This is a genomic window from Microcoleus vaginatus FACHB-2002, from assembly GCF_040004035.1.
GTDB lineage: Bacteria > Cyanobacteriota > Cyanobacteriia > Cyanobacteriales > Microcoleaceae > Microcoleus > Microcoleus vaginatus_C.
On the sequence record NZ_JAMPLN010000026.1, the window covers coordinates 15,895 to 34,192 of the forward strand.

Below are 18,298 nucleotides of genomic sequence, written 5' to 3' on the forward strand. Positions count from 1 at the left end.
ACCGACTCTGGATATAGGGTTGGATTGAGTTTCTCTATTTGTAGTTTATCGGTTTTGGGGTGCGATCGAGTGCGTGAGATTGCTTTGGCAGTTTTTACTTTTACTTAGTGCCCAAAAATTTATCTATACTCGGTAAATCTACCCAAGTTCCCGTAGCATTCGACTCTTGGGTCAAATCCATCAACAACTGCGAGTAAACCCCTTCTCTGAGCGACGGTATCAAAGATTTACCGGCATCTATTGCTTCTACCCACCTATCTACTACTCGAATAAACGGTGCAATTCTCCCGTCTGGATAAACTTGAGGAAACTCCAATCTTTGAGGAATTTTGATTTCAGCTAAAGGTTCTCCACCTTGGGAACCCCACAAGCGAAATCCGTGGACGTAATCTTGCTGGTTGTCGCTTCCCAACACCAACGTACCCTTACTCCCGTATATTTCCACCCAGTGTCCCCGCCCTTGATAAGTAACAGAACTCAAACAAACTTGACAAGGAGTTCCCCCAGCTAATTCCAACATCAACGTGCACGAATCATCGGCATCAACTAATTTTAAGTTTCCCGAATCATTCGGATCAGGTCGCGCCGAAATTCCTGTAATCAATTGCCCAGAAAGCCTCTGGGGCGGGCCGAACAGCCAACTAATATAATCAAAAACGTGAGAACCCGTCGCGCCCAAAACTCCGCCGCCTCGCTCTTTTTGCGCGTACCAATTCCAGGGGCGACTCGCATCAGCGCGGCTCGACACCAGCCAATCTATCTTAATTAAACGCTTTTCTCCCACATATTCTGCTGCCAATAATTCTGCTAGCATTTGCCATGCGGGGATGAAGCGAAACTCAAAGTCCATTGTGGCAATTGATCGGGAACCACCATTGTTAAAATCGGTTTGAGATTCGTTGTTTGCCAATCGGTAAAGTTCCCTGGCTTCATTTGCTGTAAGGGCTGTGGGTTTTTCTAATAATAAATGCTTGCCTGCTTCCAAGACGGTTTTTGCCATTTCATAATGCAAAAATGGCGGTGTGGAAATGCTGACGCCCGCCACTTCGGGGATCGCTACTATATCGGCGATCGAGTCGCAAGCGAAGGGGATATTGTGGGTAGAGGCGAGATCCTTTGCTTTGTCTAAATTCCGGTGGTAAACAGCCACAACCTCTGTCCGGTGATGGGCCTGGAATCCGGGAAGGTGCACTTTTTGACCGAAACCTGTACCGACTACTGCAACGCCAATTTTTGACATAATTTAATAATTGGGAATGGGGAATGGGGAATGGGGCATTGGGCATTGGGCATTGGGCATTGGTAGCAACTAACCAATAACTAATGACTTCAACATCTGCCTGACGTTCGATAATTAATCCGTGTATCCGTGTCCTAATCTGTGTCGTGCTTTCCTTCTTCCCTCATCCTTCTTCCTTCTTCCTTCTTCCTTCTTCCTTCTCCACCCATTCAATTACTTGTTTGCCCAAATTAACGCCGTCAAACAAGTCAATTTCTCTGATCCCTGTAGGGCTGGTGACATTAACTTCTGTGAGATAACCGCCAATAATATCAATGCCGACAAAGTACAGTCCGTCTCGTTGCAGCACTGGTTCTAACTGAGCACAAATTTGCAGTTCGCGATCGGTAATTTCTGTTTTTGCGACTCGGCCGCCGACGGCCATGTTGCCGCGAAATTCATTGCCAGTGGGAATGCGGTTGATAGCACCGATGGGCTTGCCGTTCAACAATATAATCCGTTTATCTCCCTCTTTGGCTTCCGGCAGATAAGTCTGAACCATCACTGGAATTTGCCCTTGTTGAGTGCTAATTTCGACCAGGGAGTTGAGATTGCGATCGCCCGCCTCCAAGAACAAAATCCCCTCGCCAGCTTTGCCACCCAAGGGTTTAAGAACTGCTGCTCCTTTTTTCTCAACAAATTGCCGAATTACCTGCTTGTTTTGAGAAACAATTGTCTCTGGGATCGCTCCCTCAAATTGCAAAGCATACATCTTTTCATTCGCCGCCCGCAATCCTTTGGGACTGTTAACTACCAAAGTTTTAGCCGGATCGATGCCGTCTAGAAGGTAAGTAGCGTAGAGGTAAGGAATGTTGACTGGCGGGTCTGTCCGCATAAATACTGCGTCCATTGCTTCCAGAGGCTGCAAAGTAGGATGTTCTACCTGGTACCAAGCCTCAGCAGCCTCCCAGCGTCCATCTACCAGTTTGACTGGGGTGAGGGCTACCCGACTCAGCATTGCCCAGGTTTTTCCGCCGATGACGCTTAGTTCGTTGGCTTGAGTCGCCCAGACTTCGTGACCCAACTCTTGAGCTGCCTCCATCAGCGCTACGCTGGTATCGTGTCCTGGAATTAGTCGCGCGAGGGGATCGATGATGAATGCAAATTTCATTGTCAATTAAAATTAAGAATTGGTCGCAGGAAAATTAGGGCTAACTGAAAATTCGACAGGGAATGCCTCATTTTGCTGCTAGCAGCGGGTCTAGCTGGCCTAGAGCATCAAGTTTGTGGATGTCGTCGCAGCCACCTATGTGTTGGTCGTTAATGAATATTTGTGGCAGGGTACGGCCTCCGTTGGCTCGATCGCTCATTTGAACCCGTGCTGCTTCATCTCCGTCGATCGCGTACTCTGTAAAATCAATCCCTTTTCGCTTTAGTAGTGCTTTGGCACGAACGCAAAACGGGCAGGTTCTCCAAGTGTAAATTTCTACTTTAGGGGTCATGGGGCGCTCAAATAATAACAATATTTTTTAATTGTAATCTTAACCATAATGCGGACTGTTTTTAATTCCTAGGCTGAAACCCTGGATTTTTCGTTGGTAGCCAACTTCCCTTGGAGCCTTGAAACCCTTATTCTACGGTTAGCTATCAACAACTGTCCGAAGGATTGATCTTAACCAATCTTATTTTAATTTTTATATTTTAATTTTTATTATAATATCTTGCAACATATAGCAACCTTATCTTTTGCAGCGGAGGTTATTCATTGCTGAAACCCTTGCCGGGAAGTGCCTTTGCCTTCTTCATTGTTTTTACCCTCACTGAAGTCGCTATAGCTTTCTTTCTTCAACATCCGGCTCTCTTTGCAGCGCACAAGCTAGGTGTCAAGTTATTTTTTATACAATTTTTTATTTTTTATATGTTAGGTAAACAAATACCCACCCTTCAAAAAACTGACACATTTTGAAGGCAAACAGGTTGGTCATCAGCCTGCCTAGCGCTGCGGACCAACCTGATTGTTTCGCTTTCTGCACGAACAGATCATTCCTGCACCTGTCAGTAGGACTGCGATCGCAGTACCCGGTTCAGGAATAGAAGTTGAGTCTCTCGAAGGTGTGGTGTATCTTTGGGACAAACTCGGCTGGGTCGGCTGTGGATCGGATGCCGTTGGTGTCGATGCCGGGGTCGGGGCACAGGCAGTAGAATAATTTCCCGGACCGCACACATCTACTGCTGCTGCCGGAGGGGCAACAGCTAGGTAGTAAAACGCTGTTGCCATTGTGGCAGAGAGTCCAATTGCTAGTTTTGCCAGTGGCGTACACATAACTATTTAGTTAAACAGTGGTAAAATCGAAAAATAGAAATAGTCCTAGAGATTAGCGCTGTACGACGGGCAAGGATTTTAGAGTTCTTACAATCAATGGATGTATTCTCTGGCGAACGTCTGTAAAAGATAGTATAGCGCTTGAGGTGAGTACCCAAACACTTGAATAATAATATTATTCTCTTTCACCTTCTCTTTCACCTTGACTTTGCGTCTTGACATCGCGTACCGTGGTTGGGCTAGGTGGTGGGGCGAGAGTGAAGCAACATCTTTTTGCAACCTCTTTTTGTAACCCTCTTTTTGTAACCTCTGAACCCATAGCCGTTACAGCCATTAACAAAGAGTCTTTTTACCTTGACCGCGACCTCCGGAAATTAATAATTTAACCGATCGCCAAATAGAGTTGCTGTATTGTACTTTGCCATGCACAATCTGACTACTCTTTTATAATCTCATAGTTCGACTAGATCTGTCCTCAGTATATGTACGTATATTCCCCGATGTCAACTATTCAAAAGGAATATTTAAGTATTTACCGAGGGTAGAGGACGTATTGAATAAGCTGAGCAAGTCTGTCGCGGAGAGTTTCCATCCCCAGACCTTTGGCGGCCGAAATAAATACTGCTTGAGGAAATTCTTCTCGGGCCAGGGCCAGAGTCTCTCCATCTACGGCATCGATTTTGTTAAAAACTACAAGGGCTGGGCCGGGAGTTACGGGCATATCGGTCAAAATATTCATGACCGATCGAATTTGGCTCTGCCACGCGGGATGGGAGAGATCGACCAGATGCAGCAAAGCATCGGCGTCAGTGACTTCTTCGAGGGTAGCCCGGAAAGCGTCGATCAAGGCGGGGGGCAGTTCGCGAATAAAGCCCACTGTATCTGTGAGGACGATCGACAGGGGTTCCCCGGTAACGCTGGGAATGGTCAACCGTCGAGTTGTGGGGTCGAGGGTGGCAAATAACTGGTCGGCGGCGTAGACTTCGGAATTTGTGAGCAGGTTAAGCAGAGTCGATTTACCGGCGTTGGTGTAGCCGACGATCGCCACTGAGGGTACATCGTGATGATGGCGGTTCTGCCGCAGCCGGAAGCGGTGCGCCAGCAGTTGATTTACTTCTTGCTGCAATCGAGAAATGCGTTTGGCGATCGTCCGCCGTTCGGTTTCTAGCTTGGTTTCCCCAGGGCCTCTGGTACCGATGCCGCCACCCTGTCTCGACATTGCCTGACCGCGACCTCTGAGCCGGGGCAGGGCATACTCTAGCTGAGCGAGTTCGACTTGCAATTTACCCTCGCTCGTTCGAGCTCTTTGGGCAAAGATGTCGAGAATTACCTCTGTTCGATCGACGACGCGGATACCTATCTGAGTTTCCAAGTTCCGTATTTGTGCCGGTGCCAGGTCGCGATCGAATACCACGAGGTTAGCGCTAATCGTCTGAGCGGTGAGGGAAATTTCCTGAACTTTGCCTTCGCCGACGACGGTTTGCGGATGGGGGCGCGATCGTTTTTGGCGCACTGTTTGCAGCACCTGACCTCCGGCGCTTTCAACCAGCCGCGTGATTTCTGCCAGCCCGTCCTCAAACTCCAACTGAGTCATGTGCTGAGTCATGATACCTACCAACAGCACTTTGTCTTGGTCTGCATCGACCTGCTTAGCGACAAACTCTGCTTGAAACTCTGCTTCGAGTCCTTCCACCAAATCCAGAAAGTCTTGGTCGGCGAGTTCGTCCAAATTCAACGGTTCTGATATTTTCCACGGAAAGTGTGGAGTTTGAATTAGTGACTTTGGAATTGAAGGCTCTTCTATTTCATCAGTTGAATCTGGTTCTAACTGAGCGCTCAAAACAGAGAACTCAAAATTGGGCTGGTCTCCCTGGGGTATCAGGTGAGCGAGATAAGCTTCTTGGATGTAACCAGTCGCACCGCCCCCGCGACGCTGAAATCCGCCGCCGGTCAGTGTCAGCCAAACGAGGGCGTCTAGGCGCTGAATTGCCATTGCTGTGAGGGCTGCTTCGCTTGGGGTTTCTGGCTTTAGGTGGGTGGCGATGCAGCGAATGCCGCTGAGGCGACCTCCCCCGTAGCGGGGCAATTCTAGGGGCGCAATCTGCGTTTGGCGGGGTGAACCGACGCCGACGCGAATTACTTGTCCGCGACGGTTGATGTAGGTGCAGATTGGTTTGTCTATTTCCGTGCTGATGGCAGCGACGCGCTGGGCAAATTCTGCAGTGGTGATGCGATCGCCCGGTAGTCGCTGGTGGTAAAGCTTTTCGAGTTGCTTGAGCTGGCTGGACTTTAAACCTTGAAGATTGCCGTAGATGGTTTCGATAACTGTTTCTCCCGATCGCTCTGTTTATCTCCTATTTTAATTAACTCCCGCGCGATGTGTTCGGCTTTTGAGTTGAAATTTACTAAATTTTCTTGCGTCTAGGAGGTCGCGGATTCAGTATTGTCGAGTCACCAGCGCCGTTGTTTGTCGCTACGGGACGATGGAGCCTTTCACAGCGGCCATATCAACTTGCAGTTGTATTTAGTATCTACAGATACAGGCGATCTCTTAAAAAATCTCCCTCAACAAAACTTAACACTTTCTTTTCGGTTTCAAAATCCTCCTTTAGACTTGTGTTTATCTTGAGCCTACAGGCAGATAGCAAAGCAGAAATTAGGCCGCTACCATGAGAAGCGAAACATTGTTAAGGAATGTAAAAACATGGAAACTCGTCCTACTAACTTGCCTCCTACAGCTAATGCTTACAACGGCAAAGATCGGAATGCCTTTTTGTTTGGCTTCAACCCGCAAGCAGAACTTTGGAACGGTCGCTTAGCGATGATCGGTTTCTTAGCTTATTTGCTTTGGGATGCCGCTGGATATAGCGTTCTCCGTGACATACTTCACTTTCTGCCTACCTACATTGCTCAGTAATGAGTAGCGGTATTTCCTGTCTGGCAGCGTGAGTAAATGCCACCACTGCCAGACAGGCTAAAAGTTACAAATGGCAGCGAGTATGGTTTTGTACCTTTGTATCTTTCGTTACTTTTGAATGGCATTAAAAGACTTCTTGCTGTAATTCGATGATTAGGGGTGGGGGCGCTGTCGCTGGCGCGGTGAAGATTGACAGCAACAGATATTTATTGCGTAAAGGCGATCGCCCCTGCTGTATTTTTAGCAAGAAATCTCATCGAGCATTTCTGATAGTTTATGAAAAATAGGAGCATCAACCATGATTAACTCAAATTTACTGGCAGTAGTAGCATCAACTGTGACTGACACAGCATCAGGAAATTGGCAAAAGCCTCTGGTGATGTTTGTTTGCAATATCTTAGCATTGCTAGTTCTCAGCCGCCGAATTTGGTATCCCCACGTCGGGCCGAAAATGCCTTTGCCCTTCCCGTCTTTGTTCAACAATGTTAGCGTACCGGCATTTCTGGCTTGCATGAGCGCAGGTCATTTGCTGGGAGTATTCACGATTTTGACCCTCAACATCGACAAGTATTCTTAAGAGAAATTGTGTCGCTTTTTTGTGGTAATTTATTGCTACAATTTCTAGTAAGTTAAAAAGCGCCAACAAAATGGCAGGGGTAAGTGAAAAGCACTCACCCCTAATTTTAATTTTATATATGGAGTGACCCAGAAATGGGTTTTTTTTACCATCCACATTAGATCAGCTTACTATGCTTAAACCCTTCAAATTCGACTGCAAAGCCTTCACCTTGGGGAGCTGCACACATTAACCCAACTTGAACGATTGGTGACTCAGTTAGATATGCCAGTCGCATCATTGAATAGTCTTCCCCATTCAACGAGTATTGCACTTCCACCGTTTCAGCTCGGCGCTTTACCCGCAGCCACAGGGAAACAGGCGGCACTTCAAGCGGCATAACAGACCAATCGGAATAGTCTCGTGTCACAACCGCACTGACGTTTTGCACTCCCTCAACAAACTCAATGCCGCACTTGAGCCAGATATTTTCGTTCTCTCGAATCATCAATCCTGCTTGATCGTAGAGCGATCGATAGCAACCAGTAATTTTGACTTCGGCTGTAAAGTCGCCTGACACTTGACGGTAGTAAAAGTTGCCGTTATCGCGAATGAATCCGTAATGAGTTTGCCGCCAAAAGTCAGTTTTTGCGCCGGCGGTAATGTGGATAACATCGTTATCCTCATGCCATTGTAAAGGTTCGTTGTACCATTGCATTGTTTGCATCTCCTGCTAACTTCCTCCAATTCCGTGCAGTACCAAATCGGCCAAAAAATGAGATAACATAGCGTATTCTAATCCCCAACGCCAGTAAAGAAAACCAAAGGGAATCCCTAAGAGGGCATTGAGTGTAATGGTGCGGATAACGACGATCGGGGTTAATGCCCAGACATTCGCAGCCGCAGGCAAATGACCCACACCAAACAATATTGCAGCCGCCACGATCGCCAGCCAAAAAATCAATGTAGAGGGTTGCGGTTTGTCTCGCTCAAAAATCTTCCAAAGTAGCCACGCCATCAATGTCATACCGAACAGTCGCAGCAAGAGTTCTTCGGTGATGCCTCCGTAGAAGGAAGCTAATATGCGTTTCCAGAGGTCAATTTCGAGCGTTGTTGGAGTTGCCATTGGCGGCATCCAAGGTTGGAAAGCTAAACTCAATCCAATCAGGACGATTCCACCGATGCAGCCTACAATTAGCGCCGTGTTAAGGGCAGATTTAGATATTGGCGCCAAAGGCTGTCGATATACCAAAGCACGAGCTATGGGCGTATCAAGTCCGATCGAGTTACCGAGGCGAAGCCCAATCCAACAAAAGAGAATTAGAAAAATTCCGGTTTGCAGGGCGGAGGCGATCGCCAAAACAGGTAGCGGTGCAGGCAGTTGACTTACTGCCGGATTGAGAGACAGCGCATAAGGGAACACCGCCAAGCTTCCCAAACTACCCAGAAACGCCCAGAACAATGCCAATCGGAAGTAATGATTTTTTGCAGTGTTAGCAGACATAATTTTTGAGAAAAAAACGAATCAATTACATTAAATCAGTCTTGAATATTTGAAACATTAAAGCTCGATCGCATTTATGCAACTTGTCTCAGGCGGAATATAGCCTCGGCTAAGGTGCTACAAAAGCTGGGAATGACGCAGGAAGGTAGCCACAAAGAGCGTGTTTTTCACCGAGGGCAGTTTGAAGAGCTCGAACTTTACAGTTTACTCAAGAAGCACAAGTGTTGAGTCTTGTTACCAAACTTTACTTCATTGCCGATATTCCTCCTACACTCCCTAAATTTATCCGGTAAAAATCTGTTTCTCTTTCCCAGTTTGAGGATAGTGCTTATCTAGTAGATTTTTCGGTGGGCGATGTATTATTTATTATCTTAGCATTTCATATTTACCAAAGTTGCTGTGCCAAGCTTCAAGACGCTTGGCTTCTGCTGCTTGATGGAGCAAATAAGTTTCAATTTCTTGGGTGTTGGCATGATACTAGGTGAGTGCGGCGTAGACTTCGGCGAGGGTGAGATGTCGGATGCGATCGCAAATCTCTTCAGCATTCAATCCTCGCTTGTATCAGGTTACGATCCGGCGAACTGTAACGCCTTTACCGACGATGTGGGGACATCCATCATGCAGTCCAGGAGGGCGTGTAATGAGCGTACCAATGTCAATAGATATTGCTGCGGTCATAAATTTTATAATCTTAATTATACTCATAATAGATGAAAACTATAGAGAGGCGAACTGGTTATGAACTGGAAAGCACACATTCACTCAAATCCTAAAATTCTGCTTGGCAAGCCTATAATTAAGGGGACACGAATATCAGTGGAGTTCGTTCTAGGGCTATTTTCAGAAGGTTGGACGCACCAACAAATTCTAGAAAACTACCCAACGCTTAATGCTGAATCTCTACAAGCTGTGTTTGCTTTCGCGGCTGAGTGCCTCAAAGAAGACGTATTTTACACACATTTACTCTTTGCTGAGGCAAGTTAATGGGGTTTCTAGCAAATGAAAACTTTCCACCCAGTGATTTAACCATTTGGACAGATGAAACTACCCAACGGAGACAAGGCACTGCTGGGCGACAAGCTTGAGCGATACTCACTAAATATGCAGCATCCCAAAGGAAAAGATAAAGCCATCCTGTTTAGAAATCGATTGGGAATTACACTAGAAAACAAAGCTATTTTAGAAGTCGCTTTATTAGAATGTGCGCTCAATCAGGAGGCAGAAATTTATAAAACAGACAACTATGGAACCCAGTATGATATCAAATTTTTCATAACTACGGAAACAGGAAGCTCTTGGGTGCTGTCATGTTGGATGATTCGCACCGATGAAGACTTTCCCCGGCTAACTAATACCTATCCTGTCAATAAGTGAGGATACTATAATGACGTTACACGAGTATGATGTTGTTGCCTTGACCGAAGAAATTCACGCAATCCATAAAGCAACCTCTCAGCCAATTTTGCTCCGACCGGGACAAGTTGGCACTATTCTCATGAGCTTTGAGGATCGCGCTTATCTAGTAGATTTTGCCGATGCTCAAGGTAATACCTATGCAATGGAAACCATTCCCTCCGAAAAACTCATGCAACTCGTTTATGAGCCGCTTCCTGCCTACGCCTAAGCTACGAATAATACTTTACAGAGTGTTGAGTTGGAAGTGGCGATCGCAGAATTATATCGTGGTGTGAGTTTGGGGCGATAAATGAAGTAAGCTAGAGACAAAGGTTTCAAACAATTTTAACCAATGCCAGCATCCGTTGCTGATCTGTTTGACCAAATCACAGTGAACCCAAGACAATGTGGCGATCGTCCCTGTATCCGGGGAATGCGGATTCGAGTCATCGATATCCTAGAGTTGCTGGCTGCGGGTTTAAGTGTTGAGCAAATTATCGAAGAATTGCCAGACTTGGAACTTGATGATATTAAAGCTGCGCTTCTGTATGCAGTCCGCAAGCTCGATCGTCCTGTTTTGGCCGCATGACAATTCTACGGCGATGGAGTGTCAAACTCTGTATAATAGTAGTGTTGCTCTATATGAGAATTTATGCTTAACCTAGATTACGCAAGTCTTGTTCAGATTGCTCAGCCCTACAAAGTTCCAGGGCGTGAAGAAGCAAGTGCCTTTTTAAGTTGGTTTTTAGTAAACATATATAGATTGGATATTATTGAAGTCCAAGACATTGTTTGTGATGGGCGCGGGGATAAGGGAATTGATGGAATTTATGTCAATGAAAGTGAAGAGTGTATAGACATTTTTCAATCTAAGACTGTACAGAATCCCAGTAAAACCTTGGGAGACACTCAGCTTAAAGAATTTGTAGGAAGCCTAGAGCAACTAGAAACGCTTGAAGGCGTGCAGTCAATGATTTCAACAACGGGTAACTCACAGCTTAAGAATTTATTGATTGAGTACAAAGATCTTCTTACATCCTCGAAATATACGATTCGAGGAATTTTCGTTACGAATGCTGTAAAAGATTCTAATGCCGATAGTTTTCTAGAAGCTACTTCTCAGACAACTCAGCTCAAGGTGTGGGATAAGCCTCTTATTATTCAAATGTATGTACCTAGCGAGAAGGCAATACCAGCAACATCAGAAATTGCCTTTGACGTTTTTGGATATGACTATATTGAATATAATGTTGGCAATACTGCAAAAGTTGTAATTGCTCCACTATCAGCAGTTGACTTAGTTCGGATGGAAGGTATTGAAAACCAACAGCTTTTTGATTTGAACTTAAGAAAAGATCTGGAAAAAACGAAAGTTAATAAGGATATTGGAAAGAGCGTAAATAATGCTTCTGAGCATAGTAATTTCCTGCTTTACCATAACGGAATAACCATCATTTGTGACAGATTAGATACCTCAGATGAAGAAAAAGTAAAAATAAAAATTCAAGGATATTCCGTAGTAAATGGTTGTCAAACAGTATCAAGTCTTTATAGAAATAAAGCTAAAGTTACTCAAGATCTAAGAATACTAACTCGAATTATTCAAGTAAACTCCAATAAATCAGATCTCATTTCAAGAATTACTTACAACAGTAATAATCAGAATGGAATTAAAGCTAGAGATTTCAGATCTAACACACCAACTCAGGTTAGACTTCAAGAAGAAATTAATCAATATTATCCAGATTATTTATATGAGATCAAGCGTGGAGATGATCCTGAACAGCGAATAGTAATTGAAAATACGCTTGCTGGACAAATTTTACTTGCCTTTGATTTAAAGCGACCGTGGGCTGTTCAAAGATATAGCAAGATATTTGATGATTTACATCAAGAGATCTTTGCTCGTCCAGAAGTTAGTGGTGGAAGGATTGTCGTTTTATTTGATCTGTATAAAGAAATAGAGAAAGATTTACCAAAGATTGAACCTTCATTATTTGGCGGTTATCAGATTACTAAGTTCTTCTTACTTTATCTTCTTGCAGAGGTTTTATCGGATGATGATGTTGGTAAAGCTTTCTACAAAAAACCAGAAGATTTTTATAAAGACACTGTTCAGAAAGAGAATCTTCTCAAATGTATTCATATAATCTTAGGTGATTTAATCATTGATTTGAATGGTGAATTTAAGGAGGCAGGTGGAGAAAATTTTGACTTCAAAGCAACATATAAGGCTCCGAATTTGTTGCGTATCTTAACGAATAAAGTAATTGCATCTCATAAAAAGCTTATTGCTCGTGGACGGGTAGAATCATTCTCACAGTTGTGGGATACATTGGAGAGTCAAGCGTAACAAGTATGTGACTAACCATTACACACTGTGTTTCTGATTAAAGCAGCTCTAATTGCCCGTGCTGCGGAAATTGAATATCCGATCGCAGCGGTGATCGAAATGGCGATCGCCAGTTTTCTCGACACAGAAGCGTTAGGTTTTGTAGATTGCAAACCAGGACGCGGGCAGTAAAAAGCTGAAAGCCCGATCGCTAAAATGATGAATAGATGTTGCTGCCAAGATAACCATGACCACCATCACCCTCAACCTCTCTCCCGAACTCGAACAGCATATCCGCACTGAAGCATCTCGACAGGGCGTTGAACCCGATCGCTACATCCTCAACGCCCTGCAAGAACGCCTCCAGCCTAGACTTCCAACCACCCAACCTACTAAAGCCGACTTGCTGCAACAAATTAACATCGGCTTTAGTGCACAAACCTGGGAAGAATACCATGCCCTCATCGCCAAGCGTCATGCCGAAACCCTGACTCCCGAAGAACACAAGCAACTGATCCAAATGAGCGATCGCCTTGAAAAACTCAATGTTGCCCGCATTCAAGCCTTAATTCAACTCGCAACTTTCCGCAACCAACCTCTGACGGAGCTCATGCAAACCCTCGGCTGCCTGCGGGTTCTTCCGTCTATGATAATAAGTAGTTAGAATCAAAAAAATGTATGCCAGTTTTAGCAGTTAAAACTTACATAGAGTATCGGAATGGTGCCTATTGGGTTGAAGGAACTCGGATTTCTCTTGACTCGATCGCCTATGCTTTCCAACAAGGATTATCGCCCGAAACTATTGTTCAGTCTTTCCCACTACTGACACTGGAACAGGTTTATGGCGCGATCGCCTTTTATCTAGGCAACCGCGCTGAAATCGACGCTTACTTAGCCGCCGAAGAAGCTGCATTTGATGCCATGCCTCAACCTCTACAAACCAGCGATCGAGCTTTGTACAACAAACTGATGGCAGCTAAGGCAGCAAGACAGCAGGTGCGATCGTGAATGTGCGCTATCAAGCTGATGCTGACTTAAATCAGGCGATCGTCACAGGATTACTGCGACGAGAATCTACAATCGACTTTCAAACTGCTTTTGCTGCTGGGTTAGAAGGCGTTAAAGATTTAGAAGTGCTGGCAATTGCAGCACAGCAAAGACGTGTTCTTGTCAGCCACGATCGCAAAACAATGCCATCGGAATTTGCTGAGTTCATTACTACTAATCAGAGTGCTGGAGTCATTATTGTTTCCCGAAAAATACCGATGGAAGTTGTCATCGAAGAACTACTCTTGATTTGGGCAGTATCTAGTGCAGAGGAATGGGTCGATCGTATTGCTAAGCTACCCCTTTGATGCACACTAAAATGGATATCGAAAGCGTTAAGCTAGAAACAGACAACAGAGAGCCAACCTACGCAAAAGGTTAATATCAATGGTTGCGATCGCCCAAAAAACCCTTTCCTTCGAGGAATTTCTCAACTGGGATGACGACTCCGGCAGGTCATTCGAGCTAGTCAATGGAGTTGCCATGCCCCTGAGTGAACCCACAGCCAAACATGAGGATGTCGTCGATGGATTATGTCGTCTCTTGGTGGATCATTGCCAATCCTTGAACCTTCCCTACGTTCCTCGACAAAGTAAACAAGTCAGATTGAACGCTGCCCCGGGCGAAAGTGAATCGAGTCGTAAAGCCGACATTGTGGTGTTTGCCAAGGAAGAATGGGTCAGAATGCGTCAAAGTTCTGCCTCTGCTGCTGCCTATATTCCACCTCCCTTGGTGATCGAAGTTGTCAGTACGAATTGGCGGGATGATTACCGCATCAAATTGAATGAGTATGAAACTTTAGGAATCCTGGAGTATTGGATCGTTGATTATGCAGGGTTGGGAGGCGTTCAGTATATTGGTTCTCCAAAACAGTCTACGGTGACTATCAACCGCTTAATCGATGGTGAATATCAGGCACAGCGATATCAAGGAGAAGCCATTATTGTTTCTCCAACTTTTCCTCAGTTGGTATTAACCATCGCTCAAATTCTTGCCATGACAGAAGTTTAGTGTTTCTAACTTATCTGTAAGGTACTCAGTATTGCCAAAAAATTATTAAGGTACGATATACGCTACCAAGCTGATGTTATCTAAAATCTCGGTCAAGATGAGAAGCTATGCGATCGCATATCCAGTATGCTGTCGGACTTCGGGTGGATGGAAAGCAAGAACAATGTGGTCTTTGGGTACGCCAGAGGCGACGAGTTCATCAGTGATGCCGTCTTCAATGCCATCATAATGAATCCAGATTTTGTCATTGCGAATTTCGGCGTGAACCACAGTACCATGAACTCGCAGATGATTTTCCCAACCTTCATGTATCAGCATAAAATGGTTGCGATCGCGGCTGACCACCACATAGGTAATCACATCCCCATAAGTATAAGGAAGATCCGCATAGTATTGGAGAATTTTCTCCAACGTCTCACGCCATTCGTCTACGGGTTGATTTGCGGTTGCCATTGGATAATCTCCTCCGTGTTTGGGTCAAAAACTATCAGGCGAAAACCTGGTTCTTCTAGCAGCAATTGCCCAGCTTCTTCTTTAAACAACGTTTCAAAGGTGTTGCGATTAACAGCTAGGTATAGACGACGCTCTGGCTCTCGTCTTTGCAGCGTTCTGGCGTACATAAAGAACTGCCCCCAAGCATTTTCGAGGTCATTAATCGGCGAAGGGCCCAGAAAGCTTTTGATCTCGATCGCAATTTTTTCAGACCCTCGTTCCGCCGCAATTAGTTTCTGGGCGCCCAAATCGACAAAGACCGAGCGGCCCCCAATTTTGAGAATCAGTGGGTCATGAGTGATTGTCCAGCCATCTTTGATGAGGGCAGTGCAGACAGTATCGTGATAAAGGTCTTTGGCAGGCATAAGGGCTATTCTTTTTAGCTTCCCTGTCTATCTATCGTATACGACGCAAGTTCAGAATTATTTTAACTTGACTAAGATTCTCCGAAACCGGGTTTTTGACCAAATCTGCGGGCGGAAACGAAATATCTTCCTAAAAAACCCGGTTTCTGAACCCCCAAATTAATTCGACTGAATTTGCGAATTCAAAACCTTAGAAATTCGATCGCGCGTTTCCTCCAAATGAGCCCGCGTATAAGCATCAGCATTCCGATCCAAATTCCGAATACTCTTGCTCAAACCCTCCCGCAACTGCCGCAACTCGTACCAAGCCAAACTCCGCGCATCCTCTGGAACATTCGTTTTTCGCAGCACCATTCCGATCAAAATTGCTAAATGTTCCCGCTGCAAAGAACGGCGAAAAGTTGAAATTTGCATCTTCTTTTCCGGCTGCAAAACCTCTTGCCAGATATCCTTTTGCACAGTATTCAACACTTCCGGCAACCTCAAAGCAGTTTCCGGCGCGGATTTTAACTCTGCATCCCGCAGTCTCGCCAAGCGCATCGGAGATAGCAAAACCCGCAATACAAACCGCTGCAAAAAAGTAATTCGATCGCCGATCGGGTAATCTAGAGGAAACACCAAAGCCGGACTTCCCCAGTGCTCCCAGCGCGAAGGCGCCAATTTATTCAGCAATTCCGGCGCAAAACTAAACGCATCCGGCGCAAAAACGTACTTCTCTAATGTTGCTAAAGCTTCACGCTGCTGAGAAAGTTCGATCGGCACAAACGGCAACTTCGCATTAGCATCACCGGGGCGAATCCGATTAAACGACTGTCCCCCGACGTACAAAGTAGCATTCATCACCTGGTTGAGATAATACCCGAACACCGAATCAAACATCACCCGCAGTTCGTTATAACCATCTCCCCCAACCGGAATTCGCTTTTCCAAACGCTTCCACATCGCCCTAGCATTATCCAATTGCCATTGCGAATACCTCAGCATATTAGCGCTGAGATCGAAGGTATTTGCAGCGGGATCGAGATCGACAGAATCCTCATCCGGCGCGTAAGCTAATTGGGGTTCCGCAGCGCGGCTGGCAATTTGTTGCAGCGCTGGTAAGTCGCTGTTCGGGTTTACGCCGCCAATCACCTTGTAACCGTACTCGATCGCCCAATCGTCATAAGGCCCTACAATCGTTGGATAATAGTCGCCCTGCACAGTTCCGGCAGGTGCCAAATTAATCGGTACATAATCCATCACCGACGCAATCATACCTTGCGTGCGAGTTACCTGAGTATTGTTCAAATCCTCCGGTTGCAGCATCGTACTCCCGTGAAAATTGTGCCTCAAACCAAGAGTGTGACCGACTTCGTGCGCCGCCAAATATCTGATATATTGATTAACATAATTGTCAATCGCCCCACTGCTAGGCGCTGCATTTTGCAACAGATCCATCGACATTGCCCCCATCGCAAACTGGCGGCTCGATTCCAACCCAAAACACATATCCGAACTCGACATCAACCGCGATAAAGGCGAGCGCTTTTGCTCTTGGTATCTTTCTACCAAAGTCGGCAAATCATCAGCCATTCCACCTTGAGCATTTTCCCCGCTGCTTTTTCCTAAATCCCCATTTTCTAGCACATTCAAATAGCGAGAATACATCCCGAACTGACAGGGATTGGTATTAGAACCGTTTCGCCCTTGAAAACTCTTAGATAGCGATCTATTTTGTTCCACCAAAGACCGATAACCCTGTTTGATTTCCCGGACAACATTAGCATCCAGCAGAATGTCAGCATCCAAAATTTCCCCCGTCAGCGGGTTAGTGCGAGAGGGCCCGATGCCGGCAAACTGAGGCTCAAAAGAACTCGACCAGCGGATAGTATTGTAGCGAACGTCAGCCGGGTCCCATTTAGCATTGTCCGGCATTTGTTTGACCTGAATTGCTTCAGTAAAACCTGCCTTTTCAAAAGCTTTGTTCCACTCCAAAACGCCCTCGCGAATTGCGTTTCGGTATTCGGGAGGCACATTATTTTCAATCCAAAAGACGATCGGCTGCACCGGAGGCGACATCGGCGCTGTCGGGATTTGCTTTTGCAAATGCCAGCGATTGATATAGCGCACAAAAGGCTCCCGGCTACTCTTGTCAGAAAAGTCCTTATATGCTGTGAGAAAATAGCCCACTCGCTCGTCCGCAAGTCTGGGCCGATAGCCGTTATTTAGCGGCACTTCCGAGAAACTGTAGTGAATGCGGAGGTTAAAAGCCCGACTGTCAGGAATCGAAGGTAAATAGTTAAGTTCACTGTCATTATCGCTAGAAAAACCATATACAGAAGCAATCTCCACATTCAGCGGAAACGCTTTAACATCTTTAAAAGAAGACTTGTCTGCATCGATCGAGTAAGAAGCGCCCAAAAGCATCGGCAAAATCGCTTTTACCCCTGGTAAATCGCGTTTTTCGCTCATCAGCAAATCGCCTAAATCGATCAGCAGAGTTTGTCTTTGCGGATGAATGCTTTTGAGAGGCAAAGAATAGAGAATCGACTCGCTAAATCCCCGTGCTACCGAACCTGCTTGCGGGTCGCCCGGACTGGTGCGAAAATTTATATTTGGTATCACAAACTGCACGTTATTTTGGACGCGCCGCAGTTGAAACAAGAAATCGCCGATCGGCATTCCGCTCAAAATGCCCGCTTCCCCCAAACCCGATGCCAATGTCACAAAGCACAGGAACTTTTTGTTGAATTGTTCTGGTTTAATTTCCAGATATACTTTATCAGTTGCTTGATTGCGGTAAAGGGTAAATAATCCCTCTAACTTTTGCGTGTCTTTAACAACCTGTTCAAAGGGTGCCAGAGTTGGCTGTTCGCTACTTTGTTCGTTGCTGGGTGGCGGAGACGATAAAGCTAAAGGTAAAAATAAACCTTTATACAAACTGAAACAGAAAAATGCTACAGATAATATAAAAAATATCAAAGGCCAATTTTTTCTGGGACTTTTGATCTGTTGATTTTTGCTATTTTCAGGAAATATCAATCTTTTCATTTTCAGTATCCAGCCACAGGAAAGAATAGTTTTGAGATAGTCGCGCAGCACTCGCAACGTTGGGAGCATTTAACTTCTAAAATAACTCAAAACTCAAAAGTCACAAC

At 45.4% G+C, this 18,298-nt stretch carries 23 protein-coding genes; 13 read left to right on the plus strand and 10 right to left on the minus strand.

All coding sequences use genetic code 11. The features are described 5' to 3' along the window. Nucleotides 1-100: 100 nt before the first annotated feature. From NDI35_RS20760 to hflX, 5 genes are all read right to left on the minus strand, one after another. Complete coding sequence (locus NDI35_RS20760; RefSeq protein ID WP_445314386.1) at nucleotides 101-1,240, minus strand: Gfo/Idh/MocA family protein; 1,140 nt, start codon at nucleotides 1,238-1,240, stop codon at nucleotides 101-103. Nucleotides 1,241-1,403: 163 nt separating this feature from the next. Then, a complete protein-coding gene (gshB, locus tag NDI35_RS20765; RefSeq protein ID WP_445314387.1) occupies nucleotides 1,404-2,390 on the minus strand; it encodes a glutathione synthase in 987 nt (328 codons plus the stop codon). Between the two features lie 67 nt (nucleotides 2,391-2,457). Then, nucleotides 2,458-2,721 carry a glutaredoxin 3 gene (grxC, locus tag NDI35_RS20770; RefSeq protein ID WP_333225656.1) on the minus strand — a complete coding sequence of 88 codons (264 nt, stop codon included), beginning with the start codon at nucleotides 2,719-2,721 and terminating at the stop codon, nucleotides 2,458-2,460. Nucleotides 2,722-3,212: 491 nt separating this feature from the next. Then, nucleotides 3,213-3,542, minus strand: a complete 330-nt coding sequence (locus tag NDI35_RS20775) for a PEP-CTERM sorting domain-containing protein (protein ID WP_445314388.1) — start codon at nucleotides 3,540-3,542, stop codon at nucleotides 3,213-3,215. 532 nt (nucleotides 3,543-4,074) lie between these two features. Next, nucleotides 4,075-5,628 (minus strand): GTPase HflX, encoded by a 1,554-nt coding sequence (gene hflX, locus NDI35_RS20780; RefSeq protein WP_510182641.1) that lies wholly within the window; start codon nucleotides 5,626-5,628, stop codon nucleotides 4,075-4,077. A gap of 618 nt (nucleotides 5,629-6,246) precedes the next feature. Between hflX and NDI35_RS20785 the strand changes: the two genes are divergently transcribed. Next, nucleotides 6,247-6,459: a chlorophyll a/b-binding protein gene (locus tag NDI35_RS20785; RefSeq protein ID WP_333041855.1), complete on the plus strand. Its 213-nt coding sequence runs from the start codon at nucleotides 6,247-6,249 to the stop codon at nucleotides 6,457-6,459. Between the two features lie 298 nt (nucleotides 6,460-6,757). Beyond that, nucleotides 6,758-7,036, plus strand: a complete 279-nt coding sequence (locus NDI35_RS20790) for a photosystem I reaction center subunit PsaK (RefSeq protein WP_445314389.1) — start codon at nucleotides 6,758-6,760, stop codon at nucleotides 7,034-7,036. Between the two features lie 157 nt (nucleotides 7,037-7,193). On the opposite strand, the gene NDI35_RS20795 is transcribed toward NDI35_RS20790, so the two are convergent. Together NDI35_RS20795 and NDI35_RS20800 are read right to left on the minus strand one after the other, a co-directional pair. Beyond that, nucleotides 7,194-7,733, minus strand: a complete 540-nt coding sequence (locus NDI35_RS20795) for a DUF1349 domain-containing protein (protein ID WP_445314390.1) — start codon at nucleotides 7,731-7,733, stop codon at nucleotides 7,194-7,196. Nucleotides 7,734-7,748: 15 nt separating this feature from the next. Beyond that, a complete protein-coding gene (locus NDI35_RS20800) occupies nucleotides 7,749-8,519 on the minus strand; it encodes a CPBP family intramembrane glutamic endopeptidase (protein WP_445314391.1) in 771 nt (256 codons plus the stop codon). A gap of 45 nt (nucleotides 8,520-8,564) precedes the next feature. Between NDI35_RS20800 and NDI35_RS20805 the strand changes: the two genes are divergently transcribed. The 11 genes from NDI35_RS20805 (at nucleotide 8,565) to NDI35_RS20855 (ending at nucleotide 14,304) form a co-directional block, all read left to right on the plus strand. Continuing rightward, the gene (locus tag NDI35_RS20805) at nucleotides 8,565-8,747 is read left to right on the plus strand and encodes a GNAT family N-acetyltransferase (protein WP_445314433.1); all 183 of its coding nucleotides are present in this window, start codon (nucleotides 8,565-8,567) and stop codon (nucleotides 8,745-8,747) included. Between the two features lie 510 nt (nucleotides 8,748-9,257). Then, nucleotides 9,258-9,503, plus strand: coding sequence for a DUF433 domain-containing protein (locus NDI35_RS20810; RefSeq protein ID WP_445314392.1), 246 nt, complete (start codon nucleotides 9,258-9,260; stop codon nucleotides 9,501-9,503). A gap of 54 nt (nucleotides 9,504-9,557) precedes the next feature. Continuing rightward, nucleotides 9,558-9,893, plus strand: a complete 336-nt coding sequence (locus NDI35_RS20815; protein ID WP_445314393.1) for a DUF6883 domain-containing protein — start codon at nucleotides 9,558-9,560, stop codon at nucleotides 9,891-9,893. A 10-nt stretch (nucleotides 9,894-9,903) separates the two neighbouring features. After that, on the plus strand, nucleotides 9,904-10,143 hold the full coding sequence (locus NDI35_RS20820; protein WP_333161570.1) for a DUF4926 domain-containing protein: 240 nt from the start codon (nucleotides 9,904-9,906) through the stop codon (nucleotides 10,141-10,143). A 123-nt stretch (nucleotides 10,144-10,266) separates the two neighbouring features. Further along, nucleotides 10,267-10,503 carry a DUF433 domain-containing protein gene (locus tag NDI35_RS20825; protein ID WP_445314394.1) on the plus strand — a complete coding sequence of 79 codons (237 nt, stop codon included), beginning with the start codon at nucleotides 10,267-10,269 and terminating at the stop codon, nucleotides 10,501-10,503. 63 nt (nucleotides 10,504-10,566) lie between these two features. Then, nucleotides 10,567-12,267, plus strand: coding sequence for an AIPR family protein (locus NDI35_RS20830; protein WP_445314395.1), 1,701 nt, complete (start codon nucleotides 10,567-10,569; stop codon nucleotides 12,265-12,267). 27 nt (nucleotides 12,268-12,294) lie between these two features. Then, entirely contained in the window at nucleotides 12,295-12,438 is a 144-nt protein-coding gene (locus NDI35_RS20835) for a hypothetical protein (RefSeq protein WP_445314396.1), read from the plus strand. 55 nt (nucleotides 12,439-12,493) lie between these two features. Beyond that, complete coding sequence (locus NDI35_RS20840) at nucleotides 12,494-12,910, plus strand: hypothetical protein (protein ID WP_445314397.1); 417 nt, start codon at nucleotides 12,494-12,496, stop codon at nucleotides 12,908-12,910. 14 nt (nucleotides 12,911-12,924) lie between these two features. After that, the gene (locus tag NDI35_RS20845) at nucleotides 12,925-13,254 is read left to right on the plus strand and encodes a DUF433 domain-containing protein (RefSeq protein WP_445314398.1); all 330 of its coding nucleotides are present in this window, start codon (nucleotides 12,925-12,927) and stop codon (nucleotides 13,252-13,254) included. Next, nucleotides 13,251-13,601, plus strand: a complete 351-nt coding sequence (locus NDI35_RS20850; RefSeq protein WP_445314399.1) for a DUF5615 family PIN-like protein — start codon at nucleotides 13,251-13,253, stop codon at nucleotides 13,599-13,601. The genes NDI35_RS20845 and NDI35_RS20850 overlap by 4 nt, the downstream gene beginning before the upstream one ends. Before the next feature lie 79 nt (nucleotides 13,602-13,680). Next, the gene (locus tag NDI35_RS20855; protein ID WP_333204656.1) at nucleotides 13,681-14,304 is read left to right on the plus strand and encodes a Uma2 family endonuclease; all 624 of its coding nucleotides are present in this window, start codon (nucleotides 13,681-13,683) and stop codon (nucleotides 14,302-14,304) included. Between the two features lie 105 nt (nucleotides 14,305-14,409). On the opposite strand, the gene NDI35_RS20860 is transcribed toward NDI35_RS20855, so the two are convergent. From NDI35_RS20860 to NDI35_RS20870, 3 genes are all read right to left on the minus strand, one after another. Beyond that, the gene (locus tag NDI35_RS20860; protein WP_445314400.1) at nucleotides 14,410-14,757 is read right to left on the minus strand and encodes a XisI protein; all 348 of its coding nucleotides are present in this window, start codon (nucleotides 14,755-14,757) and stop codon (nucleotides 14,410-14,412) included. Then, on the minus strand, nucleotides 14,733-15,161 hold the full coding sequence (locus NDI35_RS20865) for an element excision factor XisH family protein (protein ID WP_333301874.1): 429 nt from the start codon (nucleotides 15,159-15,161) through the stop codon (nucleotides 14,733-14,735). The genes NDI35_RS20860 and NDI35_RS20865 overlap by 25 nt, the downstream gene beginning before the upstream one ends. A gap of 159 nt (nucleotides 15,162-15,320) precedes the next feature. Continuing rightward, on the minus strand, nucleotides 15,321-18,191 hold the full coding sequence (locus tag NDI35_RS20870; RefSeq protein ID WP_445314434.1) for a zinc-dependent metalloprotease: 2,871 nt from the start codon (nucleotides 18,189-18,191) through the stop codon (nucleotides 15,321-15,323). Nucleotides 18,192-18,298: the final 107 nt, after the last annotated feature.

Bases quoted from the DNA above. Each gene is read 5' to 3' on its own strand.
- NDI35_RS20865 (WP_333301874.1), bottom strand. From the start codon at position 15,161: ATGCCTGCCAAAGACCTTTATCACGATACTGTCTGCACTGCCCTCATC.
- NDI35_RS20790 (WP_445314389.1), top strand. From the start codon at position 6,758: ATGATTAACTCAAATTTACTGGCAGTAGTAGCATCAACTGTGACTGAC.
- NDI35_RS20840 (WP_445314397.1), top strand. From the start codon at position 12,494: ATGACCACCATCACCCTCAACCTCTCTCCCGAACTCGAACAGCATATC.
- NDI35_RS20830 (WP_445314395.1), top strand. From the start codon at position 10,567: ATGCTTAACCTAGATTACGCAAGTCTTGTTCAGATTGCTCAGCCCTAC.
- NDI35_RS20825 (WP_445314394.1), top strand. From the start codon at position 10,267: ATGCCAGCATCCGTTGCTGATCTGTTTGACCAAATCACAGTGAACCCA.
- NDI35_RS20855 (WP_333204656.1), top strand. From the start codon at position 13,681: ATGGTTGCGATCGCCCAAAAAACCCTTTCCTTCGAGGAATTTCTCAAC.
- NDI35_RS20800 (WP_445314391.1), bottom strand. From the start codon at position 8,519: ATGTCTGCTAACACTGCAAAAAATCATTACTTCCGATTGGCATTGTTC.
- NDI35_RS20815 (WP_445314393.1), top strand. From the start codon at position 9,558: ATGAAACTACCCAACGGAGACAAGGCACTGCTGGGCGACAAGCTTGAG.
- NDI35_RS20810 (WP_445314392.1), top strand. From the start codon at position 9,258: ATGAACTGGAAAGCACACATTCACTCAAATCCTAAAATTCTGCTTGGC.
- gshB (WP_445314387.1), bottom strand. From the start codon at position 2,390: ATGAAATTTGCATTCATCATCGATCCCCTCGCGCGACTAATTCCAGGA.
- NDI35_RS20795 (WP_445314390.1), bottom strand. From the start codon at position 7,733: ATGCAATGGTACAACGAACCTTTACAATGGCATGAGGATAACGATGTT.
- NDI35_RS20775 (WP_445314388.1), bottom strand. From the start codon at position 3,542: ATGTGTACGCCACTGGCAAAACTAGCAATTGGACTCTCTGCCACAATG.
- NDI35_RS20820 (WP_333161570.1), top strand. From the start codon at position 9,904: ATGACGTTACACGAGTATGATGTTGTTGCCTTGACCGAAGAAATTCAC.
- NDI35_RS20860 (WP_445314400.1), bottom strand. From the start codon at position 14,757: ATGGCAACCGCAAATCAACCCGTAGACGAATGGCGTGAGACGTTGGAG.
- NDI35_RS20845 (WP_445314398.1), top strand. From the start codon at position 12,925: ATGCCAGTTTTAGCAGTTAAAACTTACATAGAGTATCGGAATGGTGCC.
- NDI35_RS20785 (WP_333041855.1), top strand. From the start codon at position 6,247: ATGGAAACTCGTCCTACTAACTTGCCTCCTACAGCTAATGCTTACAAC.
- grxC (WP_333225656.1), bottom strand. From the start codon at position 2,721: ATGACCCCTAAAGTAGAAATTTACACTTGGAGAACCTGCCCGTTTTGC.
- NDI35_RS20760 (WP_445314386.1), bottom strand. From the start codon at position 1,240: ATGTCAAAAATTGGCGTTGCAGTAGTCGGTACAGGTTTCGGTCAAAAA.
- NDI35_RS20870 (WP_445314434.1), bottom strand. From the start codon at position 18,191: ATGAAAAGATTGATATTTCCTGAAAATAGCAAAAATCAACAGATCAAA.